We start from the raw sequence: 23,559 nt of genomic DNA, 5'->3' as shown, positions 1-23,559 counted from the left end.
AAAAGCCCTTTATCTAGATAAAGGGCTTTTCGTTTAATCTAAAGGTGTCCAAACAAATTTCTTAACAATTGCTGTTGTTACAAGATAGAGACCGACGATTCCAAGAACGTATGCTAGATGATTTAAACTTAAAACTTGAAGTTCAATTGACTGAGCAAGCGGAGTTAGAACGAAGATTAATGTAATAAGTACAGCAAGTGCTGAGACGCCTACTAAGATCGAAGCAGGTTTGTTCTTGAATGAGAACGGTTTTTTAGCACGAATTACAAAGATAATGAGTGCTTGCGATAAGATTCCAAATGTAAACCAGAATGTTTGGAATAAGGTCGCTTGTTCGGCAGTATTTACGCCGAGCACATACCATAGTGTGATAAAGCACAGGATATCAAATACTGAACTTAAAGGTCCAAATACGGACATAAAGTGTACCAATCGATCCGATTCAAGTTTGCGTGGTTTATCGAGATCTGATTCGTCGCAATTATCAAATGGAATCCCTGTTTGAGCAAGATCACTGAGTAAGTTTTGAACAAGAATATGAACGGGTAACAGCGGTAAGAAAGGCAAGAAGATACTTGCAACGATTACGGAAATCATATTTCCGACATTACCACTAACAGCCATTTCTAAGTACTTAATCATATTAACAATTGTCTTTCGGCCTTCCATGATTCCCTTTTCTAAAACCGTTAGGTCTTTTTTAAGAAGAATAATGTCGGCACTTTCTTTGGCAATGTCAACCGCAGTATCAACTGAGATTCCAACATCAGCTTGTTTTAATGCAAGGGCATCGTTGATACCGTCGCCTAAGAAACCAACTGTATGATTGTTTGCCTGGAATGCTTCCACAATACGTTGTTTTTGAACGGGTGATATTTTAGCGAAGAGATGACATGTACCTACAACGGCTTGAAGTTGTTCATCACTCATTTCTTCAATATCTTTACCCATATATGTTACTTCTGTATCAATCCCAACTTTACTACATACTTTCTTAGCTACACCTAAACTATCTCCGGTGATAACAACAACATCGACACCATGACGATTTAAACTCTCGATCGTTGGTTTTGCGCTTTCTTTAGGTGGATCAAGGAATCCAATAAAACCAATGAGTACGAGATCTTTTTCATCTTCGACACTGAATTCATGATCTGTTGGTAGTTCATTTTTTTGTGCAACGGCAATCATACGCAAACCATCATTATTATGTTGCATATAGACATCCATTGCTTCTTCACGTGTTTCATCATCGAGTGGGTATACTTTTCCATCACGATCGATATAGGAACACAATTTCATGATTTCTTCAACAGCACCCTTTGTAATAAGTTGTTTTTTATCGTTACTGTCTTCCAAAATAACACTCATTCGACGACGTGCAAAATCAAATGGAATTTCATCAACAATTGTATAATAGTTAACTAAGTCATCCATGTTGTAACTTGTTGCACGTTCAATAATTGCAAGGTCAATTAAGTTTTTTAGTCCACTTTGGAAATACGAGTTAAGATAAGCATGTCGCAATACACGCATGTCATCTTCACCGGTTGTATCCATATATCGTTCTAAAATAATATCATCCTGAGTAATCGTACCGGTTTTATCGGTACACAAGACATCCATTTCACCAAATGATGAAATTGAACTTTGTGATTTCACAATGGTTTGATGTTTAGACATGTTTATCGCACCACGTGCCAAGCCACTGCTAAGGACTACAGGGAGCATTTCAGGTGTTAATCCGACTGCTACGGTGAGGGCAAAAACAAATGATTCAATAGGATTTGCCTTAAAGATCCAATTTAGGATGAAAATTGCGGGTAGCATAATGAGCATTAATTTCATAAGCAAGCGACTTACTGTTGAAATACTGCTTTCGAAACTATTTGGACGTTTTGAATTTTTTAATGATCGGTTCATTTGTCCAAGATAAGTATCGCTACCTGTTCGAATTACAACCGCACGAGCGGAACCGGAAACAACGTTTGTTCCCATTAAACATAAATTCGTAAAGTCACTGTCTGCATCCATTTGGGATTCGTCAAATTTAACAAATTTCTCAATAGGTTGAGATTCACCGGTTAGTGTGGCTTGTGAAATAAATAAATCTTTTGCGGAAATTACTCGCATATCTGCAGGAATAATATCTCCAGCAGATAGACGGACAACATCCCCTAAGACAAGATCATCAATTGGAATTTCTATAAATTGACCATCGCGAAGCGCTGCCGTTGTATTAGAAACCATATTTAAAAGTTTCTCGCTGGCTGCACTGGATCGCTCATCTTGAATAAATGAAATCAGTGTAGAAATAATAATAATAATTGCTAAAATTGAAATGGTTAAATAATCTTTTTCCTGTGTTAATAAAATATCCGTAATAAATGTAATTACGATAACGACCATTAAGACTAAATTAAATGGATTAATTAAAACGTTAACAAATCCAATAAGAGGGTTTTTCTTTTTTTGAGGCTTGATCTCATTAGGACCATATTCTTCGAGCTTTTCCTCTGCTCGATTGGATGTATAACCCTCTGGAGATGCATCCAATTGTTCAAACAATTCCTCTTGGTTAAGTTGGAGTGTTTGAATTAGCTCTTTGTTTGTTACTGACATAGTTATAAACTCCCTTCATACTGTCATGTATGAACAAAATTTATCGATGACTTTCTTGAGGTGTACCCAAGGGGTCATCATCCAAAGATCGTTCACTAATACTGTCGTTCATGCAACTCTGACCTTCCATTGGTTTTCACCTCCTCGCTTTAAAACTATAACAAATTGAGGTTCATTAAGCAATAAAATCGAGGAGACATTGAAACTTAATGGTAAGAATATTTAACAGTTATGATATAATTCAAAAAAGTGTGAGGTAACATATGAAAAATGTAAACTTGAGCAATGAACTCGGAATTGATACAGTACTCTTTGATTTGGACGGTACAATTCTACCGCTTGATGGGGATGACTTTGAACGAACATATTTAACATCGATTACACAAAAAGTCGCGCATATTATTGAACCGGAAGCAATGGCAAAAGCGTTGTGGAAATCAAGTGCGGCAATGATTCAAAATACTGATATTTTTAAAACGAACGAACAGGTGTTTTATGATTGTTTTGAAACACTGGTTGGTACAGAAATTAAAACTCAAATTGATGCGATATTAGATGATTATTACGAACATGAATATGACATCGTGGAGACGGTTACATCGATTTCAAAACCGATGGTTGATGCGGTTTATTATTTAAGAGAAAAAGGATACAAAGTAATTCTAGCAACCAATCCGCTTTTCCCAAAACTTGCCACGGATAAACGAATTTGGTGGTCGGGTCTCGAATTAGATGATTTTGATGATATTACTCGATTTGAGAAAAATCATCATTGTAAACCCAACCCAATGTACTATGAAGAAATAATAAGTGATAATAAGTTGGATCCGAATGCGTGTCTAATGATTGGGAATGATGTTGAAGAAGACATGATGGCATCACAATTTGGGATGAAGACGTGGTTATTAACGGATAATTTAATTCATCGTGGCTCAGATTATCATTGTGACTGGATGGGTTCACGAGAGGAATTAATTAAGAAAATAAAGGAGTTGTTTTAATGCGTATAGGATCAGTAAAAGAACGAAAAGATTTTGAACAACGTGTAGGGATTATGCCTTCTCATGTTATTGAATATATTAAAAACGGTCATGAAGTCTATGTGGAGTCTGGGTTAGGCCTTGGGAGTGGCTTTACCGATGAAGAATACCAACATAACGGTGCCATTCTTTGTGATGATGCTGCTTCTGTTTGGAAACAATCAGAAATGATCATTAAAGTAAAAGAACCCATCGCAGAAGAATATGATTTAATGCAACCCAATCAAATTCTTTTCACTTACTTGCATCTAGCCGATAATTTACCCTTAGCTAAAGCATTAATGGAACGGAATGTAATTGCCGTGGCCTATGAGACTGTGACAGATGAATTAGGGCGCTTACCGCTATTAAAACCAATGTCTGAAGTAGCAGGGCGACTCTCGATTCAAGAGGGTGCGAAATATTTAGAAAAAACCTATGGTGGAAAGGGAATTTTATTATCTGGGGTTCCTGGTGTCCGTGGGGGTCATGTTGTCATTATTGGTGGTGGTGTTGTTGGTATGAGTGCATGTAAAACGGCGTTAGGAACGGGAGCAACCGTGAGTGTAATGGATCGGAATTTAGATCGATTGGCTTATATTGAAGATGTTTTCGGAACTGCTGTCAATACAATATATAGTGACTCAAAAAATATTGAAGATGAGCTCCGCCGTGCTGATGTTGTGATTGGAAGTGTCTTACTTCCTGGTGCTCGTGCCCCAAAATTGGTAACGCGTGACCATTTAAAAATTATGGAACCTGGAACCGTGTTAGTTGATGTAGCGATTGATCAAGGAGGATGCTTTGAGTCCAGTCACCCAACAACTCACAGCAATCCGGTATTTGTTGACCAGGGAATTGTTCATTACTGTGTTACCAACATGCCAGGGGCGGTTCCAAAAACTTCAACCTATGCGTTGGGGAATGCGACTTTACCATATGGTTTAAAGATTGCTAACAGTGGTATTCATGAAGCGGTAACCAATGATCCAGGGATTAAAAATGGTTTAAATATTTATCACGGACAGGTTGTGAATGACGCGGTTGCGGCTGCACTTGATTTAGAATATATTGAATATGAAAACTGTGTTAAAGTGGTGCAACTTTAGTGGTTATTTGTTAGAATGTAGTAAAGGAGGTGGCCGTCATACCAAATGTTATTACACATGGGCTGATGGCACTCGATGTTTATAATGAACTTGACGTGTCTACAGTCCAAAAAGCGATAAAAAAACATCCGCGAGCATATTTGCTTGGGAGCAATGGACCCGATATTTTGTTTTATTACAAAGTATTTCCATGGCAAGATCAAGAACTGAATAAAATTGTCGCTGATTATGGTGGGATTGTGCACCGAACTCATGTTAATGATTTTTATAATCAAGCGGTGAGTTTTATAAAGGAAATGAAAGATGAACGAAGAAAAACCATTCTAATTGCGTTTATTGCCGGACATTTTCAACATTGGTCTTTGGATACCTTAGCGCATCCATTTGTATTTTATCGCGGAGGCGAAATTGCTGGATCAACACGTTACTGGCATTTTCGATATGAGTCAATGCTAGACTCACTCATGGTTACATATGTAAAACGACGGGATATGGCATCGTTAAAACCAAAACGATTTGTCGATGTCAATGAAGAAGAACGACGTGTTATTGCTTCGTTTTATCAAACAATGCTCGTTCAAGTTTTTGGAATCTATTTGGAACCCTTAGTAATTGAAGAAGCAATTAGTTCCTTTAAAAAGATTTTGAATTATTTATACGATCCGCACAATATTATGACTCCAGTGATTCAAAAACTGGAACGTAAAATGGCTTATCCGTGGGCGTTTTCAAGTCATATCGTAAATTCGAATATCGATGCGCGATACGACGTTCTTAACTTAAAGCGTGAAACATGGTCAAACCCAACAAATATCGATGATACATCGAACGAGACATTTATGGAACTCTATGAGTCATCCATTGTGCTAGGAAATGAATGCATCGGGGCTTTAAACGATGCATTAGAACACAATGAACCTGTAAATTTTGACGCACTTCTAGGAGATCGTCGCTATGATACAGGGCGTCCACCCGGACGTGAGATGAAATACTATGATAGTATTTATCAAAAGTAAAAAACAATAACAATAATAGGGAGGGTTTTATATGTTAGTTTATATTCATGGAAAAAATGTGGAAATCACAGATGCAATGCAAGAAAAGGTGGAAGAAAAATTAGAATTCTTACACAAATATTTCGAGGTAGATGACTCATGGCGTGCAAATGTGGTTGTGAATGTTTATCCTCAAGGTTCAAAAGTTGAAGTGACGATTACATCAAAAATTGGACCACTACGTGCCGAAGTTTTACATGAAGATTTCTATGCAGCACTCGATCGAGTTGTTGATAAATTAGAAGATCAAATTCGCCGTCATAAAACAAAAATTTCACGTAAAAACCGTGAGGGCTTATCACAAGCATTCTTAAATATGATTGCGGAATCTGAGGCAAAAGAAGAATCTAAACTTGTTAAGACAAAATCCATTGTGGCTGAAAAAATGAATCTTAATGATGCGATTGTAGATATGGAAATGTTGGGTCACTCATTCTTTATTTATACGGATGATGAAACATCAGATGTTGCAGTTGTCTATAAACGTCTTGATGGCGATTATGGTTTACTCGAAGTCGATCGCGATAACGATTAATTTTCAACGATTAATATGATATGATATACTTATCAAAACGGAGGTTTGAACAATGAGCTTTAAAGATAAACTTAAAAATATTCTTACACCGGTTGAAGATGAATATCTTGAACTAACTGACGAGGAGGCTGAGAGCTTGAGCGAATATGAAACACCACGCGCATCTTCGGAAGCGCCTAAACTACCATCAGATACAAAAATGGTTTTATTTGAACCGCGATCTTTTGAAGAATCTGAGGAGGTTGCGCGTTATCTAAAAGAGAAACGTGCAGCAGTTGTAAACTTACATCGATTACAACGTGACTATGCACAACGTACGATTGATTTCTTAACCGGAGTTGTGTTTGCACTTGATGGATCAATTCAAAAAATTGGCCACAATGTAATTCTTTGTACACCACGTACAATAGGAGTTCAAGGGGAAATTAGTATGAACCTTGAAGATTTAGATCAATAGTAATTGAGTATGTCTCATAAACCCAAATTTAGAGTGATGCGCCAAGGGTATGATCGCTTTGAAGTTGATCAAATGATTGCGAATTTGGAACATGATAAAACGATATTAACAAAACAAATTGAACTTTATCAAAAACAAGTGGAGTCATTACAGGAACAACGTGATATAATCAAAAAGCGATATCAACAATTGGTAAGCGAAAGTGGTGTTCGTGAGAAAGCTGCAGAAGAAATGTCGCGGCTTGCCTTACGGGAAGCAAATTCAATTATCGATACAGCCTATATGAATGCGGACATGATTGTTCGTGAGGCGATGTCTACATCGCGTCAAGTACTCGTTGAAATAGCTCGTATTTCAAATGAATCAAACGAACTCCGTGACGAATTAAAAGAAAAATTAATGGAATTAGAGGTGGCAATTGACGATTTAACCTTGCCAGATGCGCCCAATTCCAAACTTATTGGTGAAGATCAAGACACATTAAAACGATAAATTGTTTCAGAGAGCTTGTGGCTGGTGAAAACAAGTAACAATCCGTTTTAGTATCACTTGTGAACCTTACTTTTGAAATTATAGTAGGAAGTACGTACTACGGCGTTAACGTATTGAGATTACAGATTACTCTGTAAATTAAGGTGGTACCGCGTTGAAGACGCCCTTATGAGGGCGTCTTTTTTATATGTTAGGAGCAAAAATATGAACTACAAAGACACACTGTTATTACCCAAAACAGATTTTGAAATGAGAGGAAATCTTAATAAAAAAGAACCTGGAATTCAAGCAGATTGGGATAAAATGAACTTGTATGAACGAATGCAAGAAGTGCGCGAGGGCGCACCACTTTTTACCGTGCATGATGGTCCTCCTTATGCAAATGGAAACATCCATATTGGTCATGCTTTGAATGGTATTCAAAAAGATTTAATTATTCGTACCAAATTTATGGCAGGTTATCAAACACCATTTAGACCAGGTTGGGATACACACGGGTTGCCTATTGAAAACGCAATTCAAAAATTAGGTGTCAATCGCAAAGAAATGCCGATTTATGAATTCAGAGCACTTTGTGAGAAGTATGCTCATGAGCAAGTGGCGATTCAAATGGCTGATTTTAAATCGTTGGGTAAAATTGGTGATTATAAGAACCCTTATTTGACCCTTAATAAGGATTTCGAAGCAACACAAATTCGTGTATTTGCGGAAATGGCGATGAAAGGGATGATTTATAAAGGATTAAAACCGGTATATTGGTCACCATCCAGTGAATCAGCACTCGCTGAAGCGGAAATTGAATACCGTGAACGTCGTGACCCTGCAATTTTTGTCGCATTTGACGTTGTTGATGGTAAAGGCGTATTGGACGCAGGCGATAAGATGGTTATTTGGACAACGACGCCTTGGACCATTCCAGCAAACCTTGCAATCTCTGTTAATGCAAACATGGATTATGTTCTAGTTAAAACTGAGAAGGGTAATATGGTGTTTATGGAAACACTTATGGAATCCGCACTTAAAGAATTAGAACTTGAACAGGGCGAAATTTTAAAACGTTTTAAAGGACGCGATATTGAAGGTGTAACAACACAGCATCCGCTTTATGACCGTTTGTCACCTGTATTAAATGGTGATCATGTAACGGATGAAGCGGGTACCGGTTGTGTTCATACAGCGCCTGACCATGGGGTTGATGACTTTAATGTTTGTGCACTTTACGGTATTAAACCAATCAGTCCTGTCAACGAACAAGGTGTTTTAACTGAAGTTACTGGTGAATTTGCGGGATTGTTCTTTGAAGATGCAAATAAAGCCGTAACCATGAAACTTGAATCCTTGGGTGCTTTATTAAAAATGGGATGGATTAAACATAGTTATGCACATGATTGGAGAACAAAAAAACCAATTATCTATCGTGCAACAACACAATGGTTTGCATCCATTGACTCCGTACGTCAAAATGTATTGGATGAAATTGAAAAGGTGGAATGGACACCTAAATGGGGTCAAAAACGCATGCATAATATGATTGCAGACCGTGGTGACTGGTGTATTTCACGTCAACGTGTTTGGGGCGTTCCAATTCCAATTTTCTACGCTGAAGATGGAACACCAATTATTGAACAAGATGTTTTTGATCATGTAGCAGACTTAGTTGAACAATTTGGTACCAATGTATGGTTTGAGCGTGAAGCAATTGATTTACTGCCAGAAGGTTATACTCATCCAAATTCACCTAATGGTACATTTAAGAAAGAAACGGATATCATGGATGTTTGGTTTGATTCTGGATCTTCACATACGGCAGCACTAAATCACTGTAAAACACCACTTCCTGTTGATGTTTATGCAGAAGGTTCTGATCAATACCGAGGTTGGTTTAATTCATCACTTATTATTTCAGTGGCCCTCTATGGTTTTGCCCCATACAAACAAGTTGTAAGTCATGGATTTATTATGCATGATGACGGTGAAAAAATGAGTAAATCAAAAGGGAATGCTTTAAGTCCTCAAGCAATTACAGAGACTTTAGGAGCAGATATTTTACGCCTTTGGGTTGCAAGTGTAGATTACCATTCTGATATCAAAATGTCCCAAGACTTATTGAAACAAGTATCTGAATCTTACCGTAAGATTCGAAATACATTTAGATTTATGCACGGAAACCTTGCGAACTTTGATATTGAGACAGATGGTATTGCCATCGAAGAATTGTCATTGTTAAACCGTTATGTTCTAAACGAAGTAATTCGTGTTAATAAAGAAGCACAAGAGGCATATAAAGCCTTTGACTATCAAAAAGTTACAACAGCAGTTGTTAGTTCATTAACAAATATGATGTCATCCTATTATCTAGACTATACCAAAGATATTCTTTATATTGAAAAAGAAGACGACCGTGCTCGCCGTGAAATCCAAACTGTTATTTACCACGCATTGATGATTTATTCACGAATTATGGCACCGATTCTTGTTCATACAACTGAAGAATTGAATCGTGTCTTTAGACCTGAGGATGAGAGTATTCACCTTCAAGCGTTTAGTCAATTGGTTGATCCAGTTCTTTCAAGTGAAGAGGTTGTGGAAATGGATTCGCTCTTAAAATTACGTGAAGCTGTTTTCAAAGCACTTGAAGAAAAACGGGCAGAGAAGATTATTGGTAAATCCTTGGAAGCCCATGTGCGTCTTCATCTTGATGATGAAAACGCAGGTCGTGTGCGAGATATTCTCGGCAAACATGATGCACAATGGTTTATCGTGTCAAAACTAGAACTTGTAGAAGATGCATTAACAGACGTTATGGGATTTGAAATCGCTGTTGATAAAGTGGAAGGTCATACATGTCCACGCTGTTGGAATATTGTTGATGTTGTGGGTGAAGATGAACTTTGTCTTCGTTGTCATAATGTTGTCAAGGCGTAGATATGATCATTACATCACTTCAAAATGATTTCATCAAACACTGTGCTAAATTGAATAAGAAGAAGTATCGGGATGAATATAATGAAGTATTGATCGAGGGAGAGCATCTTATACAAGAGGCTGAAACGGCTGGAATTGTAAAGAAAACAGTAGGATTATCTGAAAATAATGATATTCAAATTACGGAACACATCGCTCATAAGCTCTCCAATACGGTATCGGGATCTTCGCAATTTGCGGTGATTTCGAAACCTCATTATGAATTAAAAAAATCTGAACGCTATTTAATTTGTGATGGCATTCAAGATCCGGGGAATCTTGGTACGATTATTCGCACAGCGCACAGTTTTGGGTTCGACGCAGTTATTGTGTCTGAAACCTGCGTCGATGAATTTAATCATAAAGTGATTCGTTCAACTCAAGGATCGATATTTCATATTCCAGTCATTCGAATGTCCTTGGCAATGGCAATCACTCAAATAAAATCGTGGGAGGTACCTGTATTTGCAAGTTATCTCGGCGAGAATACGCACAATTTACAAGATATCCAAACCCATCCAATTGCGGTTGTGATGGGTTCCGAAGGAAGCGGTGTATCTGATTCAATCGTGGACTTGTGTGATGGTACGGTTAAGATTGAAACATCACAGTTTGAATCACTAAACGTTGCGATTGCAACAGCAATAATCTGTTACACGCTTCGAAAATAGGGAGGAACCATGGAATTAAGATCGTTTACGGATTCTGATTTACCATTATATGTAGAACTTGCAACCAAATTTCTTACAAGTCCCGCATGTTTTGGAGAACCAGATTTTGAATTGTTTACGCGAAACTTTAAGCACATCATTAAAGAAAACGACTGCTTTGGCTGGTTTTTAGTCGAAGATGGTAAAGTCTGTGGATACCTCTTAAGCTCAATTATGTTCTCAACTGAAGTTGGGGGCTTGCAGTTGTGGGTGGAAGAGTTGTCTGTTGAAGATGCATATCGGGGTCAAGGTCTTGGAACTGAGGCGTTATCCATTTTGATGGATGCGTTTCCCGATGTAGTGCGCTTTAGACTTGAGGTAACGCCAAGCAATAAAGGCGCGAAAAAATTATATGAACGTTTAGGATTTGAGTTTTTGGGATACGAACAAATGATTCTAGACCGATAAAAAAAACTGCAGGAACGGAGATCTTATTGATTCTCTCAATTCCTGCAGTTTTTTATAAAAGCACCACACATTGAGTCGTTTGTGTGGTGCTTTTAGTAAGCTTATTTATTGTCTGTGTACAATTGATTTACTTTTTCCCAATTAATAATTTCAAAGAAACTATTGATATAATCAGGACGACGGTTTTGATAATTAAGATAATATGCATGTTCCCAAACATCAAGACCTAAAATAGGTGTTAACCCTTCTGAAATAGGGTTATCTTGATTTGCCGTTGAAACGACTTTAAGTGATTTGGTTTCATCCAACACTAACCAAGCCCATCCACTACCGAAGCGTGTTTTTGCCGCATTTGAAAATGATTCTTTAAATGCTTCAAACGAACCAAAATCTTTATTAATTGCATTCATGAGCGCTTCACCAGGTTCTTGACCTTTTTGAGGGGATAAGAATTCCCAAAACATTGTATGGTTTAAATGACCACCACCATTGTTTTGAACCGCTGTACGAATGTCTGCTGGGACATTGTTTAAGTTCTCAATTAGGTTTGTTAATGATTCTTGCTCCAATTCTGGGTGCTTCTCAAGTGCTGTATTTAAGTTTGTAATATATGTTTGATGATGCTTTGTGTAATGAATTTCCATTGTTTTTGCATCGATTTGTGGTTCTAATGCATTAAATTCATATGAAAGTTCGGGTAATTTATAAGTCATCGTAAGTCCTCCTCTATTTATAAGTAAATTGTAACAAAGATGAAGGGGATGGTCTAACTAAATGCCTAGAAGTGCAGAATACTTTTCGATGAGATAATCAATGTAGTAATCAGGGTTGAAGGGTTCGTTGGTTACGTTCTTGATTATTGTTTGTGTATCGTACATACCGCCGTATTGATGAATGTGGTCACGTAGCCATTGGAATATAAGGTCCATTCTACCGTCTAACAGTGCCTCATCAACATTTACGTCCTCTTGCATTTTCTTCATGAATTGAGCAGCGTATGCTGTACCAAGTGCGTAGGTTGGGAAATACCCAAATGAGGCATCGCTCCAATGTACATCTTGAAGAATTCCATTGCTTGGATTTTCAGGGGTAATTCCAAGTAATTGTGTCATTTGATCTGCGAAATATTGATCAAGTCCCTCAGCGCTGTGATTATGATTGAAAATCTCTTTTTCGGTATTATAGCGAACCATGATGTGAAGCGGGTAAGTGAGTTCATCAGCTTCTACTCGGATAAAGCCTTTTTCTACATAATTAATTCCTTTTATAAATGTATCGAGGTCCACATCATTTAATATATGGGGAATAATTGCTTGAAGCTTTGGATACAGTGGTGTCCAAAACGATTTGCTTCTTCCAATCATATTTTCCATTAAACGTGATTGTGATTCGTGAAGACTCATACTCATACTATCCGCAATCGGATAGCCTTCAAATTCAATATTGACTTGGTGATTATACATTGAATGACCGATTTCATGGATGATTGAAAAAATATTTGAGGTGAAATCATTTTCGTAATAATGTGTTGTGATACGAGAGTCGTTAATTGAGAACGTACTGCTGAAGGGATGCGCAGCATGTCCCATGTAACCAAAGGATGCATCATATCCCATATGATCTTTGATTAGATTTGAAATGAGATCTTGCTCATGGGTTGTTACCGTTGCGGTTAAAAACGCAGGTTTTGGACCTTGGGCTTTAATGACTCTATCGATAAATGGGACAAGTTTTTGCTCTAGTTTATTGAAAAAACCTTCAACATGCGCTTCACGCAACCCGTCTTCATAATCATCTAAGCATGATTCATAGATGCTTAAACTTGATTCGCGATGACGAATGGCGCTTTTTTGACCGGCAATGAGTGCATCAAGATCGTTTTTAAAAAGACTGTAGTCGCCTTTTTCACGAGCATCTTGCCATGATTGTTGTGAGTCATATTTTAATTTATCAAATGCAATATACTCAGCAGATGGAATGTTTTTAATTTTATCGAGCTGACGTAATTGTGTTTTTGCACTTTCAGCGATAATTGGGTTATCATGATTTTCATTTTCCTTCAAAATCTGATAGGTTGTTGGATCGGTAAGTAGCTCAAAATATTCGCCTGAGAGAATCGATAGGGCCTTATTTCGAAAAGCTGCACCATTTCTTGGAGCAATGGTGAGTGCGTCAAAACTCATTGTTGTTATTGCAAGGTTTAAACTATTCAATTTATCGAGTAATACTTCATATGTCATATAGTGACCTCCTAATTATTCCTTATATTGTACCGCAAGCAGTGATAAAATGAAATAAATAACAAAGCTTGCATCCATTTCTGTTTTTTTATGACAAAAGTCATGTATAATAAATCTATATATGGGAGGGTTCATTATGTATGATAAATGCGTTGAAATGTTAAACAGTCGTGGCGTTGAAATTTCAGATATTATCGAATGTGTTGTTTTTCTCCAAAAGGACTATTTCGAAGATATCGATTCGGTTGACATCCACTCGATAGTGAACAGTGTTTTGAATAAGCGAGAAGTTCAGCATGCGTTAATAACAGGTATTAATATTGATATTTCCGTCGAAAATAAAAACTTCGGTGGTGAAACGATTGAGGACATCATACATCGTGATGAAGGTCTCTACGGCATCGATGAAGTACTCGCCTATGGAATTTGTAACCTTTATGGATCAATTGCACTCACGAATTATGGCTATATTGATAAAGTAAAACCTGGAATAATTGGTGCACTCAATGATCATAACAATGGGCAGTGTAATACATTTTTAGATGATATTGTAGGAGCAATTGCTGCATCAGCTGCGAGCAAATTAGCTCACAGTCAACATCAAGAAAGTAATACAAAGCAATAACGTAATAACTCATAAAAGAAAAGGTGGTGTTATCTGTGTATTCTTCAAATGACGTTGCTCTAACTGTAGAAAAACTTTTAAAACGCTTGGAAGTAGAGAAAGATGGGCTGGTTCTTGTTCATGAAAGCGATGGATTTGACCCGTTTTACTCAAAAATTATTCTGGATAGAATCCAAAGTCATATGAAAGATGGAACTGTTTGTGTATTTGGTGATTGCGAGTTCAATTCGGATGTACTTGTTAAGGATATGGTTCCCTACATCTCAAATCAAGAACGTCTTGTTCTCTCAAGTGGTAAAATGATGCAACTCATGACACTTCAACAAGAATGCATTTATGCAACACACCCGAGTTTGATGATAGCGACTGCCGGTAAATTTAGTCGTTATTTCGGAAGACCGACGGATTTAGATTTTCCTTATGGAACCCATTCTGTATTCACCGATTTTTATGATCTAAATGCTACCTTAATTTTAGTCGGCGATGTCTTAGAATTATTTGAGGCCAAGTTTGCGTATGCTACACTTGACCATCATGTTATTCGAAAGACTGCCTGTCTAAAGGATAAGTCGGTGATGACGTATCTGGATATTGTCCCCAATTATACTCGTATTTATGATTTGGTATTTAATTCTAAACTGCTTCTTTATGAGCAATTGGATGGGCAGACACTTTACGGGGTCAAATACCGAGATTTTATTGATTATTTAAGAGAGGTACTTTAACCTCTTTTTTATTTTGCTTGTAAAATATATAATAAGAAAGGATGTTTTAATTCAACGATTCTAAAGTATTGAGGTGACTTAAATGAAAACTAAAGATCTTGTAACAATATCAATGTATGCAGCACTTTTCTCAGTTTTGGAGTATATTACGGTTACGTTTGATGTTTTGAAATTGCCACAAGGTGGCTCTATTTCTCTAAGTATCATTGTTTTAATAATCGCAAGTTATCAATTAGGGTTTAAAAAATCGCTCTGTGTAGCAATTTTATCCTTTGTCGTAAAATTTATGATCAAAACGCCCATGGTGGTTCACTGGATTCAATTTCTATTTGATTACATTTTTGCGTATTCTGCCTACTCAATCGCCGGTCTCATTCCGAATCTCAAAGTCCACGATCTATCCCTACCGTTTGGTGTCATCGTTTCAAATATATTAAGATTCATAATCCATACAATTTCAGGGCTTTTATTCTATGCTGAGTTTTATCGTGGGAATGTCCTACTCGGAGTTGTTTCATATAACGCAACTTATATGGTTCCAACTACAATCATATCATTCGCATTCATTTTAGCGATTCTACCTAAAATGAATGCTTTGTTAACGCCACGAACTTCAATTAAGAATAGAAATTAGGATAATATTGTGTATAATGTTAAAGGATGGGAAGTGTAGTTATGTTACCAAAAATTGGAGAAGTAATTTATATTCAAAGTTATAAACACGATGGATCACTCCATCGAACATGGTCAAGTGGAACGGTGCTCGATGTCGATTCAGAAAAAATTGTGCTAATAACATACAAAACCTGGGTTGTTGAGTCTGATGGAAGAAGATGGTTTACCCGTGAACCAGCAATTTGTTTCTATTACTTAAATCGTTGGTATAATGTTATTTCGATGATTCGTAATAAGGGTGTATATTATTATTGTAATCTTGCTTCACCAAGTGTGTTCGATGAAGAGGGTCTTAAGAATATAGACTACGATCTGGATGTTAAGGTTTTTCCAGATGGAAAATATATTGTTCTAGATGAAGATGAGTTTGAAGAGCATCAAGTATTAATGAATTATTCGCAAGAAATTATTGATGTTGTAGTCGAAGAGAAAGACCGTTTGGTCGAACAGGTAAAGAACAAAAGTTATCCATTTAACGAAGAAGAAATCTATAGATATTTCGATAAATATTTAACGGTAAAAGAATTTAAATAAAAATCCATAAAACATTTGACAAATCTATAGATGTGGGATATTATATACAAGCGCTAAGGGAAACCGAGTGCAGAAAATGGTCTTTGAAAACTAAACAGGAAACGTCAATTTCAAAAAGAAATACGGATAAATAAATAAACAAAACTCGTCAGAGTTAAAAAGAGAAAGAATCAAATGGAGAGTTTGATCCTGGCTCAGGATGAACGCTGGCGGCGTGCCTAATACATGCAAGTCGAACGAAGTGAAGAGGAGCTTGCTCCTTGGAACTTAGTGGCGAACGGGTGAGTAATACATAAGCAACCTGCCTCGATGCCTGGGATAACAGAGGGAAACTTCTGCTAATACCGGATACGTTAATCTAAGACATCTTAGATTAATTAAAGATGGGATACATCACAACGAGATGGGCTTATGGCGCATTAGTTAGTTGGTAAGGTAACGGCTTACCAAGACGATGATGCGTAGCCGACCTGAGAGGGTGACCGGCCACACTGGGACTGAGACACGGCCCAGACTCCTACGGGAGGCAGCAGTAGGGAATTTTCGGCAATGGGGGAAACCCTGACCGAGCAACGCCGCGTGAGTGAAGACGGCCTTCGGGTTGTAAAGCTCTGTTGTAAGGGAAGAACGATAGGAAGAGGGAATGCTTCTTATATGACGGTACCTTACCAGAAAGCCACGGCTAACTACGTGCCAGCAGCCGCGGTAATACGTAGGTGGCAAGCGTTATCCGGAATTATTGGGCGTAAAGGGAGCGCAGGCGGTTTATCAAGTTTATGGTTAAAGTTCGGGGCTTAACCCCGTGATGCCATAGAAACTGGTAGACTAGAGTGCAGGAGAGGTTAGTGGAATTCCATGTGTAGCGGTAAAATGCGTAGATATATGGAGGAACACCAGTGGCGAAGGCGGCTAACTGGCCTGTAACTGACGCTGAGGCTCGAAAGCGTGGGGAGCAAATAGGATTAGATACCCTAGTAGTCCACGCCGTAAACGATGGATACTAAGTGTTGGAGAAATTCAGTGCTGTAGTTAACGCAATAAGTATCCCGCCTGGGGAGTATGCGCGCAAGCGTAAAACTCAAAGGAATTGACGGGGGCCCGCACAAGCGGTGGAGTATGTGGTTTAATTCGAAGCAACGCGAAGAACCTTACCAGGTCTTGACATACCGCGCAAAAGCACAGAGATGTGTAATAGTTATGGCGGATACAGGTGGTGCATGGTTGTCGTCAGCTCGTGTCGTGAGATGTTGGGTTAAGTCCCGCAACGAGCGCAACCCTTGTCTTTAGTTACCAGCATTAAGTTGGGGACTCTAAAGAGACTGCCGGTGATAAACCGGAGGAAGGTGGGGATGACGTCAAATCATCATGCCCCTTATGATCTGGGCTACACACGTACTACAATGGCGTATACAGAGGGCAGCGAAGCAGCGATGCGGAGCGAATCTCAGAAAGTACGTCTCAGTTCGGATTGGAGTCTGCAACTCGACTCCATGAAGTCGGAATCGCTAGTAATCGCGGATCAGAATGCCGCGGTGAATACGTTCTCGGGCCTTGTACACACCGCCCGTCAAACCATGAGAGTTGGTAATACCCGAAGCCGGTGGCCTAACCTAGTTTACTAGGAGGGAGCCGTCGAAGGTAGGATCGATGATTGGGGTTAAGTCGTAACAAGGTATCCCTACCGGAAGGTGGGGATGGATCACCTCCTTTCTAAGGAGTAATTAGAAAGACGTGAAGTTGACACCTAAAGTTTCCTGTTTAGTTTTGAGAGTCCGTTGGAATCTCAAGAAAAATGATCTTTGAAAACTGAATAACAGAAAAGAAAAAGAGATAGACAAAGAAATAAATGTTATCAACATGATCTTTTCGAATAGTTGTATAAAACTAGATTTACATCAAGTTAAACAAAAACAGTAACTTAAGCAATTAAGTAAGCAATCAAAGCAAACACACAGCTTATCAAGCGATAAGCGTAAAAAAAACCTGATTTTAAGAATTAGGGCGCGAAATTACATGTGATTAAATATGTAAGGGCGTACGGTGGATGCCTAGGCACTAAGAGCTGATGAAGGACGCGACTAACAGCGAAATGCCTCGGGGAGTGGTACGTACACAACGATCCGGGGGTATCCGAATGGGGAAACCCAATACTGGTTATGCAGTATTACACATAAATGAATACATAGTTTATGATGAGGCAACCTTGCGAACTGAAACATCTTAGTAGCAAGAGGAAAAGAAAACAAAAGTGATTCCCTGAGTAGTGGCGAGCGAAACGGGAAAAGCCCAAACCATCTTCGTGATGGGGTAGTAGGACCACAACGTGGGATATCGAAGCTAGTCGAATGGCATTGAAAGGCCAGTCAAAGAAGGTGCAAACCCTGTAGACGAAAGCGTAAGATACTCTAGTGGTATCCTGAGTACGGCGAGGCACGTGAAACCTTGTCGGAATCAACCGGGACCACCCGGTAAGGCTAAATACTCCTTAGTGACCGATAGTGAACCAGTACCGTGAGGGAAAGGTGAAAAGAACCGCGGAAGCGGAGTGAAATAGATCCTGAAACCGTATGCTTACAAGAAGTCAGAGCCCGTTAATGGGTGATGGCGTGCCTTTTGTAGAATGAACCGGCGAGTTACTCATAATGTGCGAGGTTAAGTTGAAGAGACGGAGCCGAAGCGAAAGCGAGTCTTAATAGGGCGATATAGTACATTGTGGTAGACCCGAAACTGAGTGATCTAGCCATGACCAGGTTGAAGTTTGGGTGAAACCAAATGGAGGACCGAACCGACCATCGTTGAAAAGCTGGCGGATGAGTTGTGGCTAGCGGAGAAATTCCAATCGAACTCAGATATAGCTGGTTCTCCCCGAAATAGCTTTAGGGCTAGCGTCAATGTAAGGCCACTGGAGGTAGAGCACTGAATGTATGATGGCCCCATCTCGGGGTACTGAATATAATCAAACTCCGAATGCCAGTGGATAGTAGTTGGCAGTCAGACTATGGGTGATAAGGTCCGTAGTCGAAAGGGAAACAGCCCAGACCATCAGTTAAGGTCCCAAAATTCATGCTAAGTGGAAAAGGATGTGGGGATGCACAGACAACTAGGAGGTTGGCTCAGAAGCAGCCATCCTTTAAAGAGTGCGTAACAGCTCACTAGTCGAGTGACCCTGCGCCGAAAATGTACCGGGGCTAAGTATGATACCGAAACTATGGATTTATTGTTTCAATAAATGGTAGGGGAGCGTTCTATACTGCGTTGAAGCTGTACCGTAAGGAGCAGTGGAGTGTATAGAAGTGAGAATGCCGGTGTGAGTAGCGAGATGTCAGTGAGAATCTGACACACCGATTGCCTAAGGTTTCCAGGGGAAGGCTCGTCCTCCCTGGGTAAGTCGGGACCTAAGATGAGGCTGAAAAGCGTAGTCGATGGACAACAGGTTGATATTCCTGTACCCGATACATAAGTGAAGGAATGACAGAGAAGGCTAGGTTAAGCCAGCGACTGGAAGTGCTGGTTTAAGCGAAGGAGCTGTATGGTAGGCAAATCCGCCATGCAAAGCAAAGGCGTTATGAGGAGTGAACCCGTGAGGAAGTAGCGAAGTAACTGATGCCAGCTCTCAAGAAAAGTTTCTAGCGTTAATTATGTATTGGCCCGTACCAAAACCGACACAGGTAGGCAAGGAGAGAATCCTAAGGTGAGCGAGAGAACTGTTGCCAAGGAACTCGGCAAAATGACCCCGTAACTTCGGGAGAAGGGGTGCTCGTAAGAGCCGCAGTGAAGAGGCCCAAGCGACTGTTTAACTAAAACACAGCTCTCTGCAAAGTCGCAAGACGAAGTATAGGGGGTGACACCTGCCCGGTGCTGGAAGGTTAAGGGAATATGTTAGAATTCGTTCGAAGCATTGAACTGAAGCCCCAGTGAACGGCGGCCGTAACTATAACGGTCCTAAGGTAGCGAAATTCCTTGTCGGGTAAGTTCCGACCCGCACGAAAGGTGTAACGATTTGGGCGCTGTCTCGGCAGCAGACTCGGTGAAATCTTAGTACCGGTAAAGATGCCGGTTACCCGCAACTAGACGGAAAGACCCCATGGAGCTTTACTGTAGCTTGATATTGAACTTTGAGCCTACATGTACAGGATAGGTGGGAGACTATGAAGCATGTACGCTAGTATATGTGGAGTCGCCATTGGGATACCACTCTTGTATGTTTGAAGTTCTAACCGCGTACCGTGATCCGGTACCGGGAGAGTGTCAGGTGGGCAGTTTGACTGGGGCGGTCGCCTCCTAAAGAGTAACGGAGGCGCCCAAAGGTACCCTCAGATTGGTTGGAAATCAATCGACGAGCGTAAAGGCAGAAGGGTGCTTGACTGCGAGACCTACAAGTCGAGCAGGGACGAAAGTCGGGCTTAGTGATCCGGCGGTTCCGCGTGGAAGGGCCGTCGCTTAACGGATAAAAGCTACCCTGGGGATAACAGGCTAATCTCGCCCAAGAGTTCACATCGACGGCGAGGTTTGGCACCTCGATGTCGGCTCATCGCATCCTGGAGCTGAATTAGGTTCCAAGGGTTGGGCTGTCCGCCCATTAAAGCGGTACGCGAGCTGGGTTCAGAACGTCGTGAGACAGTTCGGTCCCTATCTGTTGTGGGCGTAGGAAATTTGAGGAGCGCTGTCCCTAGTACGAGAGGACCGGGATGGACATACCGCTGGTGTACCAGTTGTTCTGCCAAGGGCATCGCTGGGTAGCTAAGTATGGACTGGATAAGCGCTGAAAGCATCTAAGCACGAAGCCAACTCCAAGATGAGATTTCCCATACGTAAGTAGTAAGACCCCTGAGAGACGATCAGGTTGATAGGTCAGAGGTGGAAGCATAGTGATATGTGGAGCTGACTGATACTAATAGGTCGAGGTTTTAATCACAAAAGATACAACGATTCGAAAAAGATCAAATTTCTGTTATTCAGTTTTGAGAGTTCATCTCTCTAAAGCACTAAGATCTGGTGGTTTTAGCGAAGTGGTCACACCTGTTCCCATCTCGAACACAGAAGTTAAGCACTTTAGCGGCGACAATATCTAGCCAAGCGCTAGTGAAGATAGTTCATCGCCAGGTAATTTGACACTCTATTTAGAGTGTCTTTTTTTTATATATCTCCATGCAACACGCGATGCATTTACGATGAAATCTATTAAACGTTGCTTCTTTAAAATAAGGATGAAAATAAATGCGTAGAAAGTCGGTCTGTTTTCGATGAACTAAAGCCTCGAAAGTATGGATCCACGAAAGAAACATCACGAAATTATCGATTAAAATGCAGATAAAAGGGCTGAGGAATGAATCAAAAACGGGGTAAAAACGGGTGGAATGAACCGTGAAAATCACGAAAAGGCGGAAAAGACCTAAAAAAAGAAGAAATGTCAAAATAAAGTGAAAATAGTGTTGACGGTGGATAAAGAGGGTGGTATTATATACAAGCGCTAAGGGAAACCGAGTGCAGAAAATGGTCTTTGAAAACTAAACAGGAAACGTCAATTTCAAAAAGAAATACGGATAAATAAATAAACAAAACTCGTCAGAGTTAAAAAGAGAAAGAATCAAATGGAGAGTTTGATCCTGGCTCAGGATGAACGCTGGCGGCGTGCCTAATACATGCAAGTCGAACGAAGTGAAGAGGAGCTTGCTCCTTGGAACTTAGTGGCGAACGGGTGAGTAATACATAAGCAACCTGCCTCGATGCCTGGGATAACAGAGGGAAACTTCTGCTAATACCGGATACGTTAATCTAAGACATCTTAGATTAATTAAAGATGGGATACATCACAACGAGATGGGCTTATGGCGCATTAGTTAGTTGGTAAGGTAACGGCTTACCAAGACGATGATGCGTAGCCGACCTGAGAGGGTGACCGGCCACACTGGGACTGAGACACGGCCCAGACTCCTACGGGAGGCAGCAGTAGGGAATTTTCGGCAATGGGGGAAACCCTGACCGAGCAACGCCGCGTGAGTGAAGACGGCCTTCGGGTTGTAAAGCTCTGTTGTAAGGGAAGAACGATAGGAAGAGGGAATGCTTCTTATATGACGGTACCTTACCAGAAAGCCACGGCTAACTACGTGCCAGCAGCCGCGGTAATACGTAGGTGGCAAGCGTTATCCGGAATTATTGGGCGTAAAGGGAGCGCAGGCGGTTTATCAAGTTTATGGTTAAAGTTCGGGGCTTAACCCCGTGATGCCATAGAAACTGGTAGACTAGAGTGCAGGAGAGGTTAGTGGAATTCCATGTGTAGCGGTAAAATGCGTAGATATATGGAGGAACACCAGTGGCGAAGGCGGCTAACTGGCCTGTAACTGACGCTGAGGCTCGAAAGCGTGGGGAGCAAATAGGATTAGATACCCTAGTAGTCCACGCCGTAAACGATGGATACTAAGTGTTGGAGAAATTCAGTGCTGTAGTTAACGCAATAAGTATCCCGCCTGGGGAGTATGCGCGCAAGCGTAAAACTCAAAGGAATTGACGGGGGCCCGCACAAGCGGTGGAGTATGTGGTTTAATTCGAAGCAACGCGAAGAACCTTACCAGGTCTTGACATACCGCGCAAAAGCACAGAGATGTGTAATAGTTATGGCGGATACAGGTGGTGCATGGTTGTCGTCAGCTCGTGTCGTGAGATGTTGGGTTAAGTCCCGCAACGAGCGCAACCCTTGTCTTTAGTTACCAGCATTAAGTTGGGGACTCTAAAGAGACTGCCGGTGATAAACCGGAGGAAGGTGGGGATGACGTCAAATCATCATGCCCCTTATGATCTGGGCTACACACGTACTACAATGGCGTATACAGAGGGCAGCGAAGCAGCGATGCGGAGCGAATCTCAGAAAGTACGTCTCAGTTCGGATTGGAGTCTGCAACTCGACTCCATGAAGTCGGAATCGCTAGTAATCGCGGATCAGAATGCCGCGGTGAATACGTTCTCGGGCCTTGTACACACCGCCCGTCAAACCATGAGAGTTGGTAATACCCGAAGCCGGTGGCCTAACCTAGTTTACTAGGAGGGAGCCGTCGAAGGTAGGATCGATGATTGGGGTTAAGTCGTAACAAGGTATCCCTACCGGAAGGTGGGGATGGATCACCTCCTTTCTAAGGAGTAATTAGAAAGACGTGAAGTTGACACCTAAAGTTTCCTGTTTAGTTTTGAGAGTCCGTTGGAATCTCAAGAAAAATGATCTTTGAAAACTGAATAACAGAAAAGAAAAAGAGATAGACAAAGAAATAAATGTTATCAACATGATCTTTTCGAATAGTTGTATAAAACTAGATTTACATCAAGTTAAACAAAAACAGTAACTTAAGCAATTAAGTAAGCAATCAAAGCAAACACACAGCTTATCAAGCGATAAGC

At 40.2% G+C, this 23,559-nt stretch carries 16 protein-coding genes, 4 rRNA genes and 1 other annotated feature; of the genes, 17 read left to right on the top strand and 3 right to left on the bottom strand.

The window, feature by feature from the left end; genetic code table 11:
• Positions 1 to 33 precede the first annotated feature (33 nt).
• Positions 34 to 2,622, bottom strand: a complete 2,589-nt coding sequence (mgtA, locus tag AAG186_RS05585) for a magnesium-translocating P-type ATPase (protein WP_342621381.1) — start codon at positions 2,620 to 2,622, stop codon at positions 34 to 36.
• A gap of 263 nt (positions 2,623 to 2,885) precedes the next feature.
• On the opposite strand from mgtA, the gene AAG186_RS05580 reads away from it, so the two are divergent.
• The 9 genes from AAG186_RS05580 to AAG186_RS05540 all read left to right on the top strand — a co-directional run bounded on the left by AAG186_RS05580 (position 2,886) and on the right by AAG186_RS05540 (position 11,371).
• On the top strand, positions 2,886 to 3,623 hold the full coding sequence (locus AAG186_RS05580) for an HAD family hydrolase (RefSeq protein ID WP_125164335.1): 738 nt from the start codon (positions 2,886 to 2,888) through the stop codon (positions 3,621 to 3,623).
• On the top strand, positions 3,623 to 4,750 hold the full coding sequence (gene ald / locus AAG186_RS05575; protein ID WP_161637484.1) for an alanine dehydrogenase: 1,128 nt from the start codon (positions 3,623 to 3,625) through the stop codon (positions 4,748 to 4,750). The genes AAG186_RS05580 and ald overlap by 1 nt, the downstream gene beginning before the upstream one ends.
• 65 nt (positions 4,751 to 4,815) lie before the next feature.
• Entirely contained in the window at positions 4,816 to 5,766 is a 951-nt protein-coding gene (locus AAG186_RS05570) for a zinc dependent phospholipase C family protein (RefSeq protein WP_202606012.1), read from the top strand.
• Between the two features lie 31 nt (positions 5,767 to 5,797).
• Entirely contained in the window at positions 5,798 to 6,340 is a 543-nt protein-coding gene (gene raiA / locus AAG186_RS05565) for a ribosome-associated translation inhibitor RaiA (protein WP_003775373.1), read from the top strand.
• A 52-nt stretch (positions 6,341 to 6,392) separates the two neighbouring features.
• Entirely contained in the window at positions 6,393 to 6,797 is a 405-nt protein-coding gene (gene sepF, locus AAG186_RS05560) for a cell division protein SepF (RefSeq protein WP_003775374.1), read from the top strand.
• 9 nt (positions 6,798 to 6,806) lie between these two features.
• Entirely contained in the window at positions 6,807 to 7,289 is a 483-nt protein-coding gene (locus AAG186_RS05555; RefSeq protein ID WP_125164337.1) for a DivIVA domain-containing protein, read from the top strand.
• Positions 7,255 to 7,460 (top strand) — a binding site (T-box leader). It overlaps the preceding gene by 35 nt.
• Before the next feature lie 33 nt (positions 7,461 to 7,493).
• Positions 7,494 to 10,214 (top strand): isoleucine--tRNA ligase, encoded by a 2,721-nt coding sequence (ileS, locus tag AAG186_RS05550; protein WP_200542966.1) that lies wholly within the window; start codon positions 7,494 to 7,496, stop codon positions 10,212 to 10,214.
• 2 nt (positions 10,215 to 10,216) lie between these two features.
• On the top strand, positions 10,217 to 10,924 hold the full coding sequence (locus AAG186_RS05545) for an RNA methyltransferase (protein ID WP_125164339.1): 708 nt from the start codon (positions 10,217 to 10,219) through the stop codon (positions 10,922 to 10,924).
• A 9-nt stretch (positions 10,925 to 10,933) separates the two neighbouring features.
• The gene (locus AAG186_RS05540) at positions 10,934 to 11,371 is read left to right on the top strand and encodes a GNAT family N-acetyltransferase (RefSeq protein ID WP_161637487.1); all 438 of its coding nucleotides are present in this window, start codon (positions 10,934 to 10,936) and stop codon (positions 11,369 to 11,371) included.
• A gap of 101 nt (positions 11,372 to 11,472) precedes the next feature.
• Here the strand turns inward: AAG186_RS05540 and AAG186_RS05535 are convergent, their stop codons facing one another.
• Positions 11,473 to 12,084 (bottom strand): superoxide dismutase, encoded by a 612-nt coding sequence (locus AAG186_RS05535; RefSeq protein WP_161637488.1) that lies wholly within the window; start codon positions 12,082 to 12,084, stop codon positions 11,473 to 11,475.
• 57 nt (positions 12,085 to 12,141) lie between these two features.
• Entirely contained in the window at positions 12,142 to 13,611 is a 1,470-nt protein-coding gene (locus AAG186_RS05530; protein WP_342621376.1) for a carboxypeptidase M32, read from the bottom strand.
• Between the two features lie 136 nt (positions 13,612 to 13,747).
• Here AAG186_RS05530 and AAG186_RS05525 point away from each other — a divergent pair, with 136 nt between their 5' ends.
• The 8 genes from AAG186_RS05525 to AAG186_RS05490 all read left to right on the top strand — a co-directional run bounded on the left by AAG186_RS05525 (position 13,748) and on the right by AAG186_RS05490 (position 23,297).
• Entirely contained in the window at positions 13,748 to 14,236 is a 489-nt protein-coding gene (locus tag AAG186_RS05525; protein WP_342621375.1) for a phosphatidylglycerophosphatase A, read from the top strand.
• Between the two features lie 35 nt (positions 14,237 to 14,271).
• A complete protein-coding gene (locus AAG186_RS05520) occupies positions 14,272 to 14,961 on the top strand; it encodes a hypothetical protein (protein WP_161637491.1) in 690 nt (229 codons plus the stop codon).
• An 82-nt stretch (positions 14,962 to 15,043) separates the two neighbouring features.
• Positions 15,044 to 15,595: an energy-coupled thiamine transporter ThiT gene (locus AAG186_RS05515; protein ID WP_125164344.1), complete on the top strand. Its 552-nt coding sequence runs from the start codon at positions 15,044 to 15,046 to the stop codon at positions 15,593 to 15,595.
• 41 nt (positions 15,596 to 15,636) lie between these two features.
• Positions 15,637 to 16,170, top strand: coding sequence for a DUF402 domain-containing protein (locus AAG186_RS05510; protein WP_342621374.1), 534 nt, complete (start codon positions 15,637 to 15,639; stop codon positions 16,168 to 16,170).
• 171 nt (positions 16,171 to 16,341) lie between these two features.
• Positions 16,342 to 17,880, top strand: a 16S ribosomal RNA gene (locus tag AAG186_RS05505).
• 307 nt (positions 17,881 to 18,187) lie between these two features.
• Positions 18,188 to 21,085, top strand: a 23S ribosomal RNA gene (locus AAG186_RS05500).
• Positions 21,086 to 21,161: 76 nt separating this feature from the next.
• A 5S ribosomal RNA gene (gene rrf / locus AAG186_RS05495) occupies positions 21,162 to 21,275 on the top strand.
• Between the two features lie 483 nt (positions 21,276 to 21,758).
• Positions 21,759 to 23,297 (top strand): 16S ribosomal RNA (locus tag AAG186_RS05490).
• Together the 16S, 23S and 5S rRNA genes form the textbook arrangement of a ribosomal RNA operon.
• Positions 23,298 to 23,559: the final 262 nt, after the last annotated feature.

Origin of the sequence: Erysipelothrix sp. P66, from assembly GCF_038682365.1 — a bacterium.
GTDB classification, from domain to species: Bacteria; Bacillota_I; Bacilli_A; order Erysipelotrichales; family Erysipelotrichaceae; genus Erysipelothrix; species Erysipelothrix piscisicarius.
This window is presented reverse-complemented; position numbering and strand designations above follow the sequence as displayed.

Coding starts and splice junctions, on each gene's coding strand:
- mgtA (WP_342621381.1), bottom strand. CDS start 2,622: ATGTCAGTAACAAACAAAGAGCTAATTCAAACACTCCAACTTAACCAA.
- AAG186_RS05580 (WP_125164335.1), top strand. CDS start 2,886: ATGAAAAATGTAAACTTGAGCAATGAACTCGGAATTGATACAGTACTC.
- ald (WP_161637484.1), top strand. CDS start 3,623: ATGCGTATAGGATCAGTAAAAGAACGAAAAGATTTTGAACAACGTGTA.
- AAG186_RS05570 (WP_202606012.1), top strand. CDS start 4,816: ATGGCACTCGATGTTTATAATGAACTTGACGTGTCTACAGTCCAAAAA.
- raiA (WP_003775373.1), top strand. CDS start 5,798: ATGTTAGTTTATATTCATGGAAAAAATGTGGAAATCACAGATGCAATG.
- sepF (WP_003775374.1), top strand. CDS start 6,393: ATGAGCTTTAAAGATAAACTTAAAAATATTCTTACACCGGTTGAAGAT.
- AAG186_RS05555 (WP_125164337.1), top strand. CDS start 6,807: ATGTCTCATAAACCCAAATTTAGAGTGATGCGCCAAGGGTATGATCGC.
- ileS (WP_200542966.1), top strand. CDS start 7,494: ATGAACTACAAAGACACACTGTTATTACCCAAAACAGATTTTGAAATG.
- AAG186_RS05545 (WP_125164339.1), top strand. CDS start 10,217: ATGATCATTACATCACTTCAAAATGATTTCATCAAACACTGTGCTAAA.
- AAG186_RS05540 (WP_161637487.1), top strand. CDS start 10,934: ATGGAATTAAGATCGTTTACGGATTCTGATTTACCATTATATGTAGAA.
- AAG186_RS05535 (WP_161637488.1), bottom strand. CDS start 12,084: ATGACTTATAAATTACCCGAACTTTCATATGAATTTAATGCATTAGAA.
- AAG186_RS05530 (WP_342621376.1), bottom strand. CDS start 13,611: ATGACATATGAAGTATTACTCGATAAATTGAATAGTTTAAACCTTGCA.
- AAG186_RS05525 (WP_342621375.1), top strand. CDS start 13,748: ATGTATGATAAATGCGTTGAAATGTTAAACAGTCGTGGCGTTGAAATT.
- AAG186_RS05515 (WP_125164344.1), top strand. CDS start 15,044: ATGAAAACTAAAGATCTTGTAACAATATCAATGTATGCAGCACTTTTC.
- AAG186_RS05510 (WP_342621374.1), top strand. CDS start 15,637: ATGTTACCAAAAATTGGAGAAGTAATTTATATTCAAAGTTATAAACAC.